Genomic DNA, 16,290 nt, shown 5'->3' on the forward strand with positions numbered 1-16,290 from the left:
GGGTCCTCTGGAAGCTGGAGCTGTCCAACCTGCTGACAAAAGCAGGACTTCCGCCGTATACTTACAAAAGCAAGCAGTACATCATAGACCGGATCGTGGAAAAACTGGCTCAGGCGGAAATCAGGCGGCATGTGGCCTATGAACTGATGCACAGGGACTATGCGCTGTTCGACGCAAAAGACTACTCACTCCACTTCGGTGGAGCGGAGGAAACGGGGGATGGTTCCCCCGCAGTAAGCGGCCTGCCGGCGGCGGAGATTGTGGACGCCCTGTCTGAACAGGATTTCAAAGAGATGACCCTGGACCGGTGGATCGCGCTGTATGCCCAAGCCAAGGAGCTGCAAAAAAGCAAGGAGGACCTTAGCCGTGTGCGGACGGCTCCGAGGGCGCCCCACGACATCCCCTATACCGATATTGAGGTCTCATTGGGCGTACCTTGGGTCAGTGAACAGATCATCGACGATTTCTGCTATGTTCTCCGCACGGGAGATGAGAAGTTGGTGGAGAGGATGCACTGGGCCCACAAGATAATCAGCTATGAGCCTCTGACCGGATACTGGTATGTGGCAGACAAGCAGCGTACAGCATATTGGTATGGGGACAAAACGCGGCTTGAGCGCACCTATGGTCTGCCAAGCTACAACGCGCTGTATATTCTGGAGGCCACACTGAATCTCAGGGAGATCCGGCGGAAGACGAAAGCGGAAACGTTGGCGGCGCTGGAAAAGCAGGAGGCCATCGAAAATCTGTTCAAGGAGTGGGTCTGGCGGGACGAGGACCGCCGCTGGGAGATCGAGGAGGCATACAACAAGATCTTTCAGGGCTGCCGGGCCAAAGAATACAGCGGCCGTGAATTGAAATTCCCGGAAATGAGCCCAGATGTCACGCTGCTTGATTACCAAAAGGATGCCGTCATGCGGGTGATCTCGGAGAAAAACACGCTCCTGGCCTTTGACGTAGGGGCGGGGAAAACCTATATCATGATCGCCGCCGCCATGAAAATGCGCCAGAAGGGGCGTTCCCGGAAAAACCTGTTTGTGGTGCCCAACCATATCGTGGGCCAGTGGGAGCTGATTTTCAAGCAGATGTATCCCGCAGCCAAGGTGCTGTCGGTGGACCCTGCCGCTTTTCGGCCTCAGCTCCGGCAGAAGGTGCTGGGGCAGATTCAGCGCGGGGATTATGACGGTATCATCATGGCGTACAGCTGCTTTGAGATGATCCCGCTGTCGGAGAAATACCTGATGGAGCAGATGGAGCGGAAGCTCCGGGAGCTGGACGCCTCTCTGCCGGGGAGGAATCCGGGGATTCATTTTCCAGGGATCGGCGCGTCGGTGAAACGGGAGAGGGACTACCTCAAAAAGCAGATTTTCGATCTGATTAGCACGCTGGAGGACTATACGGAAGCCATCACCTTTGACCAGCTGGAGATCAATACACTCTTTGTGGACGAGGCCCACAACTTCAAGAACATCCCTTTGCAGAGCAATCTGAGGGGAATTTCCGGCGTCAATATCACTGGTTCTCAAAAGTGCCTGGAAATGCTCCACAAGGTGCGGTGTGTCCAGGAGAACAATCAGGGCCGGGGCGTGGTTTTTGCCACCGGTACGCCGCTGTGCAATTCAATCTCGGACACCTACGCTATGCAGATGTACCTGCAATATGACGAGATGAAGGAAGTGCACCTGGACCACTTTGACAACTGGGTGAAATCCTTTGCCAAGCCAGAGCGAGTATGTGAAATCGACGTGGACACCTCAAAATACCGTTTTGTCCTGCGGTTCGCGCGGTTTTTTAATCTGCCGGAGCTGTCCAGGATGTTTTCCCAGATAGCTGCCTTTCATGCGGTGGACAACAAGGAAGGGATTCCGCGGCTGGAGCGCTACAGCGATGTGATCCTGCCCCGCAATGCAGCGCTGCAAAGCTACATGGACCAGCTGTGCCTGCGCTCAGAAGAAATACGTGAATGGCGGGTGGACAAGACCAAGGATAATATGCTTAAAGTGAGTACCGACGGCAGAAAGGCGGCGCTGGATCTGCGGCTGGTGAATCAGGAGCAGCCCGGTGGGGAGATCTCCAAGGTCTGGCGCTGTGTTCAGCAGGTCATGGGGATTTACAAGGAGTACAACGGATGCAGCCAGATCATCTTTTGCGACTACTCCACACCCAAGGCAGAGAAGTTCAATATATATGACGAACTGAAACAGGAATTGATGAAGCATGGGGTCCCATCCAAAGAAATCGCCTTTATTCACAGCTGCCGCTCCGAGGCAGAAAAGGTGCAGCTTTTTGAAGAGGTAAACTGCGGTATGGTACGTGTTCTGCTGGGTTCCACCTTCAAGCTTGGCATCGGCGCCAACGTGCAGACCCAGCTCAAGGCTATCCATCACCTGGACGTACCCTGGCGGCCCTCCGACATGGTACAGCGGGAGGGCCGCATCCTCAGAAGAGGAAACCGATACCAGGAAATCAAGATTTTCCGCTATATCGCCGAGGGAAGCTTCGATTCCTACTCCTGGCAGCTGCTGGAGACCAAGCAGCGGTTTATCTCTCAGTTTTTGAGCGGCTCAGAATACCAGCGTTCCGCCTCCGACCTGGAGGAAAATGTATTGACCTATGCGCAGGTCAAGGCCCTGGCCATCTCCCAGCCGCTGATGAAGGTGCTGGCCGAGAAAGAAAATGAGCTGCGCCGCTTGCAGATGCTCTCCAATCACCACATCCACACCCAAGAAGCTCAGCGGCAAGCCATCGCTGAGCAGGAGGAGCAGCTAGCCATTCTCAAAGGAAGGCTCGCGGCTACTGAGCAGAATGCCAGCTATGTGGGCGGCATTTCTGAGGACGGCTTTCAGGCCGCTTACAGAACTGTGAAAGCGGTACTGACTGAGGACGTGGTTTTGGGCAGGACAGCTTCTCCCCTGGAGCTGTCGGTCTTAGGGTTCGGAATTGCAATCCCGGGAGCCGGGGAGCAGAACGCTAAAAAACCCTATATTGTTCTGTCCCGCAATGGGGCCGACTATCCGCTGGAAATGGGGCCATCCTCTGCCGGGAACGCGCGCCGTGTGGTGAACTTTTTGAAACGGTTTCACGAACTCCCCAAGCGCATCGAAGAACAGCGGGACGAATGCCTGAGGGAAATCGAGCGTCTAAAAGAATTGAGCCGGGAAACAAACCCCTATTTGGATGACATGAGGTCTTTGGAGGAAGAAATCACACGAATACGCTCTAAAATCATCTGACCGAGAGGGCGGAAAGAAGTATCTGTGCAATTCAATTGGATTAGATTTTGCAGCAACAGAAACCGAAACAAAGACTTGGCGGGCAAACAAAGTCCGCCGGGTCTTTTTGCATCATAAGAAGAAACGAACGGCAATGAATTTGCTTTAAGATGTGTGCTATTCTTGCAGAGCAAGCATCGAAGCAGTATAATATGATTGCAAACTACCTGATGTTAAGAAATCCAGCGGAAACTATCAGCCCCAAAAACAAAAAACTCCAAAAATGTTTGATAGGATGTCTTTGACTACGGTTATAGAAAAGAGGTCGCCCAATGCCCGATAAAATTTTAGTGGTCGATGATGAACAGGAAATCTCCGATTTGGTGGAATTATATCTCCAAAATGAGAACTGCGAGGTGTTTAAGTTTTACTCGGCTAAAGATGCCCTTGCCTGCATTGAATCCACCGAGCTTGATTTAGCCATTCTGGATATTATGCTGCCGGAGGTGAACGGCTTTGCCCTCTGCCAGAAAATCAGGGAGCGGCATACTTATCCCATCATCATGTTGACAGCCAAGGACGCGGAAACCGACAAAATCACCGGCCTGACCCTGGGAGCGGATGATTATGTCACAAAACCTTTTCGCCCTTTGGAATTGGTAGCGAGAGTAAAGGCCCAGCTCCGGCGGTATAAACGATATAACCCCGCCCAGGCTTCTGGTCAGGAACAGGCATCCGATTTGCTCCTGCACTCTGGCCTGGAAATGAATACGGGTACTCATGCCTGCCTTCTGAATGGGAAACCGCTTTCCCTGACACCAACCGAATTTTCTATTTTACGCATTTTATTGGAACGCAAGGGAAAGGTTGTCAGCTCCGAGGAACTGTTTCACGAAATTTGGAAGGACGAGTATTACAGTAAAAGCAACAATACGATCACTGTCCACATTCGGCATCTGCGTGAGAAGCTGGGCGACACCATAGACAATCCAAAATATATTACAACGATATGGGGAGTGGGGTATAAAATTGAAACGTAAATCAAGAAAAATTCCATATCTGATTATTATGATCTCGATTAGCGTCTTACTTTGCTTGGGACTTTATTTCCTTGTTGACAAAATATGGAATGGCAGCTTTGTGGATTGGTTTGAGTGGAACTTCATGCAGACGAGAAATGCTTATCTTCCAGAGGCTGGACAAGAGGCTATTATCCATGAACCAATGTGGTGGAAAGTAAAACAGTTGGTACTTGGGGTTTTTATTGGAACCATCACAGTGGGAATTATCATTGGATTTATTGTTTCACATTTTCAAGCAAAAGCGGAAAAACGGAAATCTATAACCAACATCAGCCAAATGCTCCGAGACTATATAGGACAGGCGGACGAGGGCTCTAATGTGTTCCCGCAGGAGTATGCGGAAATCGCCGTACAGATGGCAGAAATTAAAACAGCCGTGCTCCGTAGCGAACAGGCCCTCCGGAACGAGGCCGCGCAGAAGAATGACTTGGTGACTTATCTGGCCCACGACTTGAAAACGCCCTTAACCTCCGTCATTGGCTATTTAAGCCTGCTGGACGAAGCCCCGGATATGCCGCCGGAGCAGAAAGCAAAATATACCCATATTGCACTGGACAAGGCAAACCGCCTGGAACGGCTGGTAAACGAGTTTTTTGAAATCACCCGGTATAATTTGCAGCAAATCACGCTGGATCAAGAGCAGATTGACCTTTACTATATGCTGGTGCAGATGGTGGACGAATTTTACCCCATCCTATCCGCAAAAGGAAATACCGCGGTTCTTCATGCTGATGAAAATTTGAGCATCTGCGGCGATCCGATGAAGCTGGCCCGCGTATTCAATAACATTTTGAAAAACGCGGCGGCATACAGCTTTCCAAATTCTGAAATCATCATTTCCGCCGAAAAGCAGGACAGGCAAATGATAATCTTCTTTGAGAACCAGGGGCCGACAATCCCGGAGGAAAAGCTGTCCAAAATATTTGAGCGTTTCTATCGAATGGACGAGGCTCGCAGCTCCAACGCGGGCGGGGCCGGACTTGGGCTTGCGATTGCAAAGGAAATCGTCACCCTCCATCACGGAACAATCACAGCCGAAAGCCATGAAAATGCAACAGTATTTACAGTATCATTGCCGCTCTCAAATTAGGAAAACATCAATCTCCTGTTAGGATTTTCTTAGGAAACCAACAACAGAATATTAAAGCATGATCCGATTGTCCTTGATATGATTTTCATACCGAGGGCAATCGGATTTTTACATTTAGAGAAGGTGTGATATGAAAAAGCTCAATATAGCGGTCCTGTTTGGCGGTTGCTCCCTGGAGTACAGTGTTTCGCTGGAATCAGCCCACGCGGTTATCACGCACATGGATCGGACAAAGTATTCCCCTGTGCTGGTGGGCATTTCCCCCAAAGGAAATTGGCTTCATTTCACCGGCGCGGTGGAGAAAATCAAGCAGGATACCTGGAACAACCCTGACGACTGCGCCCCGGCCCTGGTATCTCCTGACCGGGACGCCCCTGGGCTTTTGGTTCAGACAACTGCTGGCGTGGAGAAGATTTCTTTGGACGCCGCTTTCCCTGTTCTGCATGGACGCAACGGTGAGGACGGGACGGTGCAGGGGCTTTTTGAATTGGCGGGGATTCCGCTGGTGGGGTGTGGTGTGCTGGCCTCGGCGCTGTGCATGGACAAAGACCGGGCGCACAAGCTGGCTCAGGCCGCGGGCATCACGATACCTTCCTCCACTGTGCTGACAAAGAAAGCTAGCAAGGAGAACGCTTTCGCTTGTGCTGAAAAGCTGGGGTATCCGCTGTTTGTAAAACCTGTCCGGGCCGGTTCCTCCTATGGTATCACCAGGGTTATGGAGCGCGGTGGACTGCCTGCGGCTCTGGAGCTGGCCTTTGCATACGATGACCACATCATTTTGGAGGAAGCGATCTCCGGCTTTGAGGTCGGGTGCGCTGTTTTGGGAAATGATACCTTGACGGTTGGGGAACTGGACGAGATTGAACTGGCGGACGGCTTCTTTGATTTTACAGAGAAGTATACGCTGAAAACCTCCGAAATCCATGTTCCGGCCCGCATTTCCCCCGCAAAAACGGCAGAGATGAAAGAAGCCGCCCAGCGAATTTACAAGGTCCTTGGGTGTCAGGGATTTGCGAGAGTGGATATGTTTTTGGACAAAGACGGCCGGGTGGTTTTTAACGAGGTCAACACCATTCCCGGCTTTACCGCCCACAGTCGTTACCCCAGCATGATGAAAGCGATTGGAATGTCCTTTGAGCAGGTCATTTCAAATGTAATCGAATTGGCGGTGAGTAAATGAACAGCCTGATTTTGGTCAATAGCAGACACGCATATTCGCGAGACACAGAACAAGACCTGATCCCTGTTCATGAGGACTATCCAAATATCCTGCTGGAACGGGAAGCAGCTCACGCACTCTCTTTTATCATGGAGCAACTGGACGGATGGCGGTTTATTGTCCCTGTGAGCGGATGGCGTTCGCTGGAAGAACAGTTGACGATTTATGAAGAATCGCTCCAGGAGAACGGCCCGGAGTTTACAGCGAAGTATGTAGCCATGCCCGGACACAGTGAGCATCAAACAGGGCTGGCAATCGACCTGGGGCTGCGCCAGCCGGACATTGACTTCATTCGTCCGGTTTTTCCCTATGAGGGCATCTGCCAAAAGTTTCGGGAACTGGCCCCTGCTTTCGGTTTTATTGAACGCTACCCGGCGGGGAAAGAGCATATTACCGGCATCGCTCATGAACCGTGGCATTTCCGCTATGTTGGTACGCCCCATTCGGAGATCATGACCTTTAAGGGGCTGACATTGGAGGAATATCTGGCATGAAGATACAGGCGGCGTTGATTCATTGGTCGAGAGGCGAGAACCTGGGACTGTACTGGAAATTCTTTTGGTGGAGAAAACTGTGTTCGGTGCGTATTGTCCGGGATATGTTAACCTTCTTCTTGAACCGAATGGCCCACCGGCATGGCGGCTACATTGGAAACGGAGCCAAGTTTGACAGCAAGCCCATCCTGCCTCACGGACTTCATGGCATCTATATTTCCCGTTATGCCCATGTCGGAGCTGATTGCTGGATTTATCAGAATGTCACCATTGGCTCGGTTGACAGGAAAGCCCCGCAGATTGGAGATCACTGTTTGATTGGAGCTGGCGCGGTTGTTATTGGCGACATTACAATAGGTGATTTTGTAAAAATTGGAGCTGGGGCGGTGGTCTGTACGGATGTGCCGAGCCATTCTACCGTTGTGTCTCAACCTTCAAAAATTATTGTCAGGAGGACCGGAGCATGACGGAGTTTTATCAGGGCCGCGCCTGGATTGAATTGAGCCGGGCCGCTCTGCGGCATAACGTGGAACAGCTTCAGGCTCTGCTGCCTCTTAACTGTGCGTTGATGCCTGCGGTCAAGGCAAATGCCTACGGACATGGCGCTGTTTTGATTGCCAGAGAACTCAATGCCCTGGGCGTAAATGCCTTTTGCGTTGCCACTGTTTTTGAGGGGGTAGAGCTGAGGCAAGGCGGAGTTGTGGGGGAAATCCTGATACTCGGATATACGCATCCCCAATATGTCCCACTCCTTGTTAAATATCATCTGGCACAGACTATTTTAGACTATCCCTATGCGTTAGAGTTGAACGCCTGCGGCCAAATCATCAACGTCCATATCAAATTGGACACCGGGATGCACCGGCTGGGGGAACGCTGTGAAAATCTGGATAAAATTCAGCGGATATTCGCTTTCCAATTTCTTCACGTCACGGGAGTTTATACCCATTTATATGAAGATGATCTTTCCCTGCCATCAAACAGAGAAGCCGCCCTAACGCAAGGCAGAGCCTTTTATCAGACGGTAGACCACCTAAAACACATTGGCTGTCACATCCCCAAGGCTCACATTCTTGCCAGCAGCGGCCTGCTCCATTGTTCTGAAATCGGTGGTGACTACGCACGAGCCGGGATTGCGCTCTATGGGCAGTTGAGTACAAACGATGAATGGAAGAAAGCGGGTGTTGTGTTGAAACCAGTCCTCTCGCTGAAAGCCCGAATTACCTTGATAAGAGAGATTTCACAGGGAGAGGGGGCTGGGTATAGGCATCAGTTTCAGGCAAAGCGAAATACAAAAATAGCGGTCGCCGCCATTGGGTACGGAGACGGAATACCCCGCAGCTTATCCAATGGCGTCGGAGCCGCATTAGTCCAAGGGCGTGTAGCACCGATTGTGGGACGTGTTTGTATGGATCAGACCCTGCTGGATGTGACAGATATTCCATCCGTTGTTTCTGGAGATACTGCTGTGTTTATCGGAGCATCCGGGGAGCAAGAGATTATGGCCTGCGATGTTGCGGAACAAGCGGGGACGATTTCAAATGAAATATTGAGCTGTTTGGGCAAACGATTGGACCGAGAGTGGGCAACTATGGCTTAATCCGATACCTACATACGGTCTACAATGTTCGTTTCTCCTACATTTTCAGATCATTTGCCATAGCGCGGACAGCAGCCAAAACCAGCCGCCGCCCCTGTTCCGGGCAAGCCCGGTAAAGTCCCGCGATCTCCTGGATTTCGCGCTCAGACTGTTCATCTGCCGGATTGAAGATTGCATCAAAGGAAGTGCCAAGCGCCGTTATAATCGTGTAAAGCACCTCGAACGATGGATTTGCCTCTCCCTTTTCAATACTTGCGATGTGGCGAGTGGAGAGCTTTGTCAACTCTGCCAGATGCTCCTGTGTGTAGCCCCGCTCTTTTCGGACCGCCCTTAACCGCGCTCCACCCTTTACTAAGACATCATTCAGCATAATTCTTCACCTCTACTGTATTGTATAGTTCGGAAAGCGGAAAATGAATCCCTGAACAATTCCGACTATCAAGCAATATAATTCCGGTTCCTGCCGAACTTTTCAAGAAAAAACGATTCCGGGAGACTGTAAAAAAATCCTTGCGAATAGTACGACCTATTCTACCCATCAACCGGAGCTGTATAGGCATGTAAGCAAGAACTATTACTCAGACACACGGCAGAAGGCCGGGTACTCAACGGAAGTACCCGGCCTTCTGCTTTGTCGAATCTTCGGGAAGAAAGTAAATCCCTGCGGGTGTCGCGGCCCGCCTGACCTCCATCTCACGTTCCTGTCCGCCCCCCACAAATGAAATGGAGGAAATTATGTTTGATACCAAGAGCGATTTTGCTTTGAATAAGTTTGACCAGGACGCTATCGTATGCAGGAGCGTCACCGGCGTACATATCCGGCTGACCCGCGAGGACTTCGCCAGCGAGGAGGAATTTCTTCGCTGGAAGGCCTGGTCCGACGGTGACTACTACGACACCGAAAAGGACGGGCGCGGCTTCTACGACAATAGCCTCCCCCTGGCCCCCCGCGTGGACAAGCTGGGAGCGATCCCCTCCGGGACATCCTTGCTGCCCTGGATGCTGCCGAGGCCAGCGCGGAGCAGGCCCGGAGGACCGCCGCCCTGATCGAACAGATCAAAAGCTGCCTGACTGGAACGCAGTACCGCCGTCTGTGGATGCTCTATGCCCGGAAGATGAACGTGACCGCCATCGCCAGGGCGGAGGGCATCTCGAAAGCGAGTGCATCCAGGTCCATCAGCGCCGCGCTGAAAAATATTTCTGCTTTTTTCCCAGAAGAGGGCGAAAATAGGTAACAAATGCCCCTCTTTTTTGTGATAGGTGAAAGGTGCGATTTCCCCCATCACCTTCACGAACCTTCAAAACTGAATACACGGTATTGCAGGCACAAAACCCATGTGAACAGCGGTAAAAGGTGCGCCGCCAAGACGCCAGCTTCAGGAGGTGAACGGACAAGCTGGCCGAGCGATCTACGCACACTTTCAACCGGCCCTGGCAGGCCGGGACGCGATGACAGCATGGCGGATAATGATACTTGCTCACGCCCGTCCACAGACTTGAGACGGAACCCTGCGGCGCACGTTCAGAACGACGCTGCGGAGTTATGACAGCTGTGCCAACAGCGGCCTGCAATATCCCCCCTCGCCGGGGGCGTGTGGCAAATACGGCGAGTTTGACAGCAGCTAAAACCGAATCGGCCGCGCCGGAATACCGCCCGCTCTATGTTATGCGGACACAGCACTTTCCGGCGCGGCCGTCCTGTTTCAAAGGAGGATACAGGACTATGCGTAACGCGATCATTCAGCTGCCGAACAGCGGGTGCGCCCCGGCTGTGCAGTCCTTCGGGGCTGGGAAACTCGGCATGACGATAGACGAGGCCGCTGACTGCACCGGCATTGGCCGGAACACGCTGCGGAAGCTGGTCTCCTGGGGAAAAATCCCCGTCCTGCGGATCGGGCGCAAGACCATCATCCGCATCGATGTCATCAGCGCCTTTATGGAGATCAACCAGGGGGTGCGACCTGCTGGACTGCGCCCAGGTGCAGCAAGTGACCTGACTTGAACATACGGACGGCATGTTTGCAACGGCTGTGGCTCTCTGTTATAATGTGACCATCACATCACGACAGTGACCTTTGCCGCCATCGAAAGGAGTACAGCCATGGCAAAAGGTTCTGTTAGAAGAAAGGGAAAGAAGTGGTACTACCGCTTTTACGTCGAGGACGCCAGCGGCAACCGCATCCAGAAGGAGTTTCCCGGAACGGAGAGCAAGAGCGAAACGGAGTCCCTGCTCCGCAAGGCGATGGAGGACTACGAGACAAAGATGTTTCTCGCAGAGGCCAAGAACAACCCCGCGCTTCTCCCCATCCAGATTGCCTACTACACCGGGCTTCGGATTGGCGAGGTCTGTGGGCTGACATGGCAGGACATTGATCTGAAAGAACAATGTCTGACGGTCCGCCGCAGTATGCGCTACAACGGGACGCGGCACAAGCTGGAGGTCGGGGCCACCAAGCGAAAGAAAATCCGAACCGTGGACTTCTGCAACGCCCTGGCGGATATTCTCCAGCAAGCGAAGCGGGAGCAGGCTCGGAACAATCTCAAATATGGGGCGCTTTACCGGCTCAACTACTGCAAAGAGGTCAAGGAAAAGAACCGCACCTATTCCGAGGTCTACATGCTGCCCAGGACGGAGGTCACGCCGGAGACGGATAAATGCCTGTCCTTTGTGTGCCTTCGGCCTGACGGGGCTATCGAATCCCCCAGCACCGTCAGCCTCATGTGCCGGAGGGCAAAGGGGAAGGTCCCCGGCCTGGAGGACTTCCACTTTCACATGCTGCGTCACACATTCACCAGCAATCCTCTCTCCTACGGAGCGGCCCCCAAGGATGTGCAGGAGCTGTTGGGACACTCGGATGTCAACACGACCATGAACATCTACGCCCATGCCACCAGGGAGGCAAAGCGTTCCAGCGCAAGGCTTCTGGACAAGGTAGTGAGCAGCGGCTGACGAGGTTTTCCCTTAAATTTTCTCGCAAGGGAAAAATCAAGGGAAAAGGGCAGGCGAGTAAACCTCAAATCCCTTGAAAACACTGGATTTCCGGGGGATAGAGGCCCTGCTGATTGACAAATGCAGATTTGTCGATCTGTTTCTGCCAAAAGGCTGCCGCCTCGTCCAGCCAGTCCTCTGCCGCTGTTCCGGTCCCCAGGCTGGATCCGTGACCTAATCCCTCATGGACATGGAACGCTGTTTCGATACCCAAGGCAGACAGGGCATTCTGTCTGCGCTCCATGGTACGCCAACTGGCGATGCCGTCACTGTCGCCGACGCAGACAAAGGTGGGTGGTTCCTGACCGGAATAGTCGGTATGGCCGGTGTACTGGATCACTGCCGTTCCCGGCAGGGGAAGGTCGTCCCCGCCGAAAGTAGCGGGGCCATAGGAGCTGAGATAGGCAGTCATACGTCCGCCCGCCGAACCGCCCCAGAGGGAGTAGCAGTCAGTGGAAACACCCGGCTCCTCCGCATTGGCGAAAATAAAGCTGATTGCTCTTGCCAAATCCTCACAGGCGCTCTGCGCACTGGGACGATAGATGAGAGCGAAGGCGTTGTAACCTTTTTTGCTCAACTCCAGCGCATGGGGGAAGCTGTCGTGCATGGCGCCCACATAGGCGAAAGCTCCGCCGGCATTGCATACTGCAAAAGGTGCGTCCGGTTCTCCGCGGAAGAAAAACAGTCCGGTGTCCTCTTTGGCGGGGTCAGCCGCCTTTTCTTCCTCAGTGTAGATGTCATAAAACACGGTTTCTCCCGCTAGGGCGTTTTCCTTTAAGGTGTTGACGATCTCAACGGTTTCTTCCGGGTCGATATGGCTGTAATAGCTCAGCCTCAGTTCGCCCAGGGTATCGCCGCTGTAATAGCTGCTTTGCACCGGAAACAACAGCCGACCAAAATCTTCAAATGCAGGATCGGACATCACATCGGCAATAGGCGTATCCTCTGTGAAATCGGCCTTTGTCATAGATACCACCTTGCTTTCTGCCGGCGGCGGTGGATTTTTCGCCTCATTCCCGGGACTGGAGCATCCTGATCCCGTCAGCGCCAGAAACAGCGATATAAGAAAGGATACAACTTTCGCACTCATCATTTTGCCGCCTCCTGTACTTTTCCGTCTGCCTGTATTGTACCTCGTGGTCACAGGCATGAGAAGTACAGGTAAGTTGGGCAGTATCAACCTTTGGGTTATATAGAAAGCCGCCCGTGATAAAATCACAGGCGGCTTTCTCAAGCTCTATAGAATATCAAGGACATGGGTCACGGCATCCAAAAAGCTCTTTACGATAGGGGACGGTGTGGGGGAGTGGAGCAGGACATAGGGAATGGTGTAATCCCACTCCACCGGCAGGGTCTTGAGCATGGGATGAGCATTGTCCCAGGCATCAATGATCATAATGACATTGTTGCTGTTTTCGCACTGGTTGAACGCGCCGAGGGTAAACTGGTCAAAATCTATGATATTGATCTCCGGATGGTCGCGCCACAGGCCGTCCCTCAGAACATCCAGATACTCATTCCACCCCCGTTTGATCAGCATGAAGTTTTCTCCGTGCAGATCCTCCACCTTCAGGTTGGCTTTACCGACCAGACGGTGATAGATCGATACAGCGCAGTGGATCGGCGTTCGGCGTAGCTCCAAGCCCTCGCATTTTCGCTCGGTGAGGAAGGCGCAGTCGAAAAGGCCCGCCACAATATCAATGTTCTGGCCCAGATCCCGCAGAATGTTGACCGAGTTTTCCGGTGTATTGTCAAAGTTGACCATCTGGAACTTCACATCGGGACACTGCTTCTGTATCTTCGGCCACAAAGACATCAAAACTGTCCCGGCGTCATAGGGGAAACGCCAATGCGTATCACCTTGTCATTGCCCTGCATGGCGTTCCTGGCTCTGGTTTGCGCGTCCTTGGCGTCCTGATAGTATGATTTCCCAGCGTCGGTCAAGGACAATCCCCGCGGTGTGCGTACAAAAAGCTGAACATCCAGCGCATCCTCCAGAAGATTGATTTGCTTCATCACCGCCGTGGAGGACACATATAAAATCTCCGCCGCCTTGGAAAAGCTCCCTGCATCGGCAACGCAAATGAAGGTGTCTAACTGGTGGTTGTACATGGCGGCGCTCCTCATTCTTAATTTGTAATTTCAGTATAATAACACAGACTCGGTTAAAATGGAATGCCTGATTGCTGTTGTACTGCCGCTCAACTAAAGCAACTGTGCAACTGTAGCAAGCTGGGCATCTGTGCTACAAAGCGTATTTTTGCAAGAGCCAACCCCGAAGCGGGGATTGTCTCTTGCAGGCAATGCATCTGTATATACAGATGCGGAAAATCAGGGATTTCTGTCAGAGCAGAAATCCCCGATTTGCTTGATGGTGGCTCTCGCCTCCAAACCCCTATTTCGCAGATTGGCATCTGCGGCTGTGCGCCGTTCCGGCGCTTTTTCCAAAACACACTGTCAGGCAATAGCCGCCAGCTGCTTCAAAATCTCATTGGCGCACTGCCAGAGTTTTTCCTGCCAGCGCAGGATCTCATCTATATCCTCAGCATAGATCCGACCGGTGGTGTTGATATGCTTGGCAATTTGATTGAGATTATTGCTGGAGCGCCGCAGGAGAGAAATCATCTCCCGCAGCTCCGGCAGCTCCAGCTTTATCACATAGCCGTCTATCGCCATCTTTCGCAGATACGCGCTCATGCTGATGATGCCGGTCTGCTCCATTTTCGTTTTTATCATGTTTTTTCTTCTGTGGATACACAAAAGTGGAGCAAAGTCTCGCGTTTTGATTTCTCGTTTCCAGAATTCATACAGGCTCCTTCCTGCCGCAACAAGCGGCTAACAAAAATAGCCTGCGGCAAGGTCTATGCAGACTTTACCAACAGGCTTGTGATTGATTATTCCGTTACAGCTGTTGGTGGTGGTCAAATTGGCGCTGTTGACAAACCGCGTACTTTCAGCGCAAGCGGCGATGGCAATCTGGTATAATAGAGGAAAAACAGTGGGAGTGATAGTCATGATGAATCGTCGAGAGGGAGTACAGCAGAAAATGCTGTGCGTAACACTGGAATCACTGATGCCGGAACAGCATTTTCTGCGGGATTTGGACCGGTTGGTGGATTTCGATTTCATCTACGAAAAGGTGGATGCGCTATATTCTCACACAGGTCGGCCGTCCATTGATCCTTCGGAATGCAGGCTGGAGCGGGAGGTACAGGTCAACCTTGCGTTTCGCTGGTTTCTTGGAATCGACTTGGACGAGCCGGCGCCGGACCACTCCACCATTTCCCAGCTTCGCCGCAGGAAGTTCAACGGCACAAACCTGTTTGAGGAGATCTTTGATGAGGTTGTGCGGATCTGCATGGGCAGGGGCCTGATTACGGGAAAGCTGTTATTGACGGATTCCACCCACGTCCGGGCCAACGCCAGGAACAATCTGTACGAAACGGTCACGGTGGACGACGAACCCTCCGCCTACATCAGGCGGTTGAACGAACAGGCCGTGGCGGAGGGGCTGCTCCCAGAGGACTATGAAGAAAAGCCACCCACAAAGCAAAAAGAAATCAGGGTAAGCATCACTGACCCAGACAGCGGTTATATGCACCGCCCCGGAAAGCCCAACGGCTTCTACTATCTGAGTCATCAAACCTGCGACGCGGAATATGGCATGATCACCGATGTGTTGGTGACGCCGGGCAACGCCAGCGATCGGAGTTTCCATTCGCAAAGAATCCAATACCAAATCGACAAATTCGGTTTTCAGACAGAGGCGGTTTGTGCGGATAAGGGCTACGACAGTTCAGAAATTGACGCGGATATGCTGGCGCGGGGAATTCGGACTTATATTCCTCTGCAGGCATCCGGCAGCGAAGCTAGGCGGTTCCAGACCTCAGATTATCAGTACGATGAGAAAACGGATACCTATCGTTGTCCTGCTGGAAAGACGTTGAGGTATAAAAATTATGATCCGCATACAGCAAGGAAAAGGTATTGTGCCAAATGAAAAGAGTGTCAAAGCTGTGCTATGAAAGAACATTGCATCACACCGAAAACACATCGAAAGATCGTATACAGATCGCTGGCCTCGGATTCATCTGAAAAGCAGAAACGCTTGAACGGAACCCCAGAATATTACGAGGCGCTGCGTTTGCGGCAGATTTGGTGCGGGGGTAATTTCTCCCATCAGAAAGCAATCATAATCTGCAAAGAACACGAAAGCGGGGATTGGGCAAGGCTGCTGAGCATTGCCTTCTTTCGGCGACCGCGTTTAATCTCAAAAGAATGGTAAAGCTGCTCCGAGGCTTGCCTCCGCGAATCTTATACCACCTGTTGGCGCCCAGCAGACGCTTGATTTTCAGGCGTCTGCTTCTTTTTCCTTTAGGTTTGTCAACAGCGCCAAATTGGCCACCACCAAAATCAACGAATCAGCTTGGCACGCTGGTTTATGCTCGTCTTTCAAGTGGCCAAATTGATATGCTCCCCGTCAAGAGGACAGAGAAATAATTCAAAGAAAATTCACAGAATATTCCAGGAGTGGTTATGCCGCCAAAGCCAGTTCATGCATCTCAAAAGGTGTGCGTCCCCCAAGACCACGCTGGAGACGTCTT

Annotated in this window: 16 protein-coding genes and 1 pseudogene; 12 read left to right on the forward strand and 5 right to left on the reverse strand. The window is 52.2% G+C overall.

Annotation, left to right across the window (positions count from 1 at the left end):
- Positions 1-95: 95 nt before the first annotated feature.
- The 7 genes from D1159_RS10175 to vanT all read left to right on the forward strand — a co-directional run bounded on the left by D1159_RS10175 (position 96) and on the right by vanT (position 8,697).
- Positions 96-3,233 (forward strand): DEAD/DEAH box helicase family protein, encoded by a 3,138-nt coding sequence (locus D1159_RS10175; protein WP_161845559.1) that lies wholly within the window; start codon positions 96-98, stop codon positions 3,231-3,233.
- Between the two features lie 311 nt (positions 3,234-3,544).
- Complete coding sequence (vanR, locus tag D1159_RS10180; RefSeq protein WP_161845560.1) at positions 3,545-4,252, forward strand: VanR-ABDEGLN family response regulator transcription factor; 708 nt, start codon at positions 3,545-3,547, stop codon at positions 4,250-4,252.
- On the forward strand, positions 4,242-5,384 hold the full coding sequence (locus tag D1159_RS10185) for a HAMP domain-containing sensor histidine kinase (RefSeq protein WP_243152223.1): 1,143 nt from the start codon (positions 4,242-4,244) through the stop codon (positions 5,382-5,384). Before vanR ends, D1159_RS10185 begins: the two co-directional genes overlap by 11 nt.
- Positions 5,385-5,514: 130 nt before the next feature.
- The gene (vanG, locus tag D1159_RS10190; protein ID WP_161845561.1) at positions 5,515-6,564 is read left to right on the forward strand and encodes a D-alanine--D-serine ligase VanG; all 1,050 of its coding nucleotides are present in this window, start codon (positions 5,515-5,517) and stop codon (positions 6,562-6,564) included.
- Positions 6,561-7,097, forward strand: a complete 537-nt coding sequence (locus D1159_RS10195; protein ID WP_161845562.1) for a M15 family metallopeptidase — start codon at positions 6,561-6,563, stop codon at positions 7,095-7,097. Before vanG ends, D1159_RS10195 begins: the two co-directional genes overlap by 4 nt.
- Positions 7,094-7,564 carry a serine acetyltransferase gene (locus D1159_RS10200; RefSeq protein WP_161845563.1) on the forward strand — a complete coding sequence of 157 codons (471 nt, stop codon included), beginning with the start codon at positions 7,094-7,096 and terminating at the stop codon, positions 7,562-7,564. Before D1159_RS10195 ends, D1159_RS10200 begins: the two co-directional genes overlap by 4 nt.
- Positions 7,561-8,697 (forward strand): serine racemase VanT catalytic subunit, encoded by a 1,137-nt coding sequence (gene vanT, locus D1159_RS10205; protein ID WP_161845564.1) that lies wholly within the window; start codon positions 7,561-7,563, stop codon positions 8,695-8,697. The genes D1159_RS10200 and vanT overlap by 4 nt, the downstream gene beginning before the upstream one ends.
- Positions 8,698-8,734: 37 nt before the next feature.
- Here the strand turns inward: vanT and D1159_RS10210 are convergent, their stop codons facing one another.
- Entirely contained in the window at positions 8,735-9,067 is a 333-nt protein-coding gene (locus D1159_RS10210) for a helix-turn-helix transcriptional regulator (RefSeq protein WP_161845565.1), read from the reverse strand.
- A 365-nt stretch (positions 9,068-9,432) separates the two neighbouring features.
- Between D1159_RS10210 and D1159_RS10215 the strand changes: the two genes are divergently transcribed.
- From D1159_RS10215 to D1159_RS10225, 3 genes are all read left to right on the forward strand, one after another.
- Positions 9,433-9,744, forward strand: a complete 312-nt coding sequence (locus tag D1159_RS10215; RefSeq protein WP_161845566.1) for a hypothetical protein — start codon at positions 9,433-9,435, stop codon at positions 9,742-9,744.
- A gap of 754 nt (positions 9,745-10,498) precedes the next feature.
- Complete coding sequence (locus D1159_RS10220; RefSeq protein ID WP_243152230.1) at positions 10,499-10,699, forward strand: helix-turn-helix domain-containing protein; 201 nt, start codon at positions 10,499-10,501, stop codon at positions 10,697-10,699.
- A 99-nt stretch (positions 10,700-10,798) separates the two neighbouring features.
- The gene (locus tag D1159_RS10225) at positions 10,799-11,647 is read left to right on the forward strand and encodes a site-specific integrase (RefSeq protein WP_161845568.1); all 849 of its coding nucleotides are present in this window, start codon (positions 10,799-10,801) and stop codon (positions 11,645-11,647) included.
- Positions 11,648-11,711: 64 nt separating this feature from the next.
- Here the strand turns inward: D1159_RS10225 and D1159_RS10230 are convergent, their stop codons facing one another.
- The 4 genes and pseudogenes from D1159_RS10230 to mobC form a co-directional block, all read right to left on the reverse strand.
- Positions 11,712-12,653, reverse strand: coding sequence for an alpha/beta hydrolase (locus tag D1159_RS10230; RefSeq protein ID WP_243152224.1), 942 nt, complete (start codon positions 12,651-12,653; stop codon positions 11,712-11,714).
- Between the two features lie 270 nt (positions 12,654-12,923).
- Positions 12,924-13,463 carry a hypothetical protein gene (locus D1159_RS20210; RefSeq protein WP_347563671.1) on the reverse strand — a complete coding sequence of 180 codons (540 nt, stop codon included), beginning with the start codon at positions 13,461-13,463 and terminating at the stop codon, positions 12,924-12,926.
- 38 nt (positions 13,464-13,501) lie between these two features.
- The gene (locus tag D1159_RS20215) at positions 13,502-13,798 is read right to left on the reverse strand and encodes a LysR family transcriptional regulator (RefSeq protein WP_347563672.1); all 297 of its coding nucleotides are present in this window, start codon (positions 13,796-13,798) and stop codon (positions 13,502-13,504) included.
- Positions 13,799-14,143: 345 nt separating this feature from the next.
- Positions 14,144-14,493, reverse strand: a pseudogene (gene mobC, locus D1159_RS10240) (plasmid mobilization relaxosome protein MobC).
- Between mobC and D1159_RS10245 the strand changes: the two are divergent.
- Both D1159_RS10245 and D1159_RS10250 read left to right on the forward strand, forming a co-directional pair.
- A complete protein-coding gene (locus D1159_RS10245) occupies positions 14,435-14,671 on the forward strand; it encodes a hypothetical protein (protein ID WP_161845570.1) in 237 nt (78 codons plus the stop codon). The pseudogene mobC and the gene D1159_RS10245 sit on opposite strands and share 59 nt — an antisense overlap.
- A 28-nt stretch (positions 14,672-14,699) precedes the next feature.
- Positions 14,700-15,686, forward strand: a complete 987-nt coding sequence (locus D1159_RS10250) for a transposase (RefSeq protein WP_161845571.1) — start codon at positions 14,700-14,702, stop codon at positions 15,684-15,686.
- Positions 15,687-16,290: the final 604 nt, after the last annotated feature.

It is taken from the genome of Pseudoflavonifractor sp. 524-17, assembly GCF_009935845.1.
Classification (GTDB): domain Bacteria; phylum Bacillota; class Clostridia; order Oscillospirales; family Oscillospiraceae; genus Pseudoflavonifractor_A.

What these genes read in the sequence shown, in the direction of transcription:
- D1159_RS10210 (WP_161845565.1), bottom strand. Translation starts at nt 9,067, where the DNA reads ATGCTGAATGATGTCTTAGTAAAGGGTGGAGCGCGGTTAAGGGCGGTC.
- vanT (WP_161845564.1), top strand. Translation starts at nt 7,561, where the DNA reads ATGACGGAGTTTTATCAGGGCCGCGCCTGGATTGAATTGAGCCGGGCC.
- D1159_RS10230 (WP_243152224.1), bottom strand. Translation starts at nt 12,653, where the DNA reads ATGACAAAGGCCGATTTCACAGAGGATACGCCTATTGCCGATGTGATG.
- D1159_RS10250 (WP_161845571.1), top strand. Translation starts at nt 14,700, where the DNA reads ATGATGAATCGTCGAGAGGGAGTACAGCAGAAAATGCTGTGCGTAACA.
- D1159_RS10200 (WP_161845563.1), top strand. Translation starts at nt 7,094, where the DNA reads ATGAAGATACAGGCGGCGTTGATTCATTGGTCGAGAGGCGAGAACCTG.
- D1159_RS10220 (WP_243152230.1), top strand. Translation starts at nt 10,499, where the DNA reads ATGACGATAGACGAGGCCGCTGACTGCACCGGCATTGGCCGGAACACG.
- D1159_RS10215 (WP_161845566.1), top strand. Translation starts at nt 9,433, where the DNA reads ATGTTTGATACCAAGAGCGATTTTGCTTTGAATAAGTTTGACCAGGAC.
- D1159_RS10225 (WP_161845568.1), top strand. Translation starts at nt 10,799, where the DNA reads ATGGCAAAAGGTTCTGTTAGAAGAAAGGGAAAGAAGTGGTACTACCGC.
- D1159_RS10195 (WP_161845562.1), top strand. Translation starts at nt 6,561, where the DNA reads ATGAACAGCCTGATTTTGGTCAATAGCAGACACGCATATTCGCGAGAC.
- vanG (WP_161845561.1), top strand. Translation starts at nt 5,515, where the DNA reads ATGAAAAAGCTCAATATAGCGGTCCTGTTTGGCGGTTGCTCCCTGGAG.
- D1159_RS20215 (WP_347563672.1), bottom strand. Translation starts at nt 13,798, where the DNA reads ATGTACAACCACCAGTTAGACACCTTCATTTGCGTTGCCGATGCAGGG.
- vanR (WP_161845560.1), top strand. Translation starts at nt 3,545, where the DNA reads ATGCCCGATAAAATTTTAGTGGTCGATGATGAACAGGAAATCTCCGAT.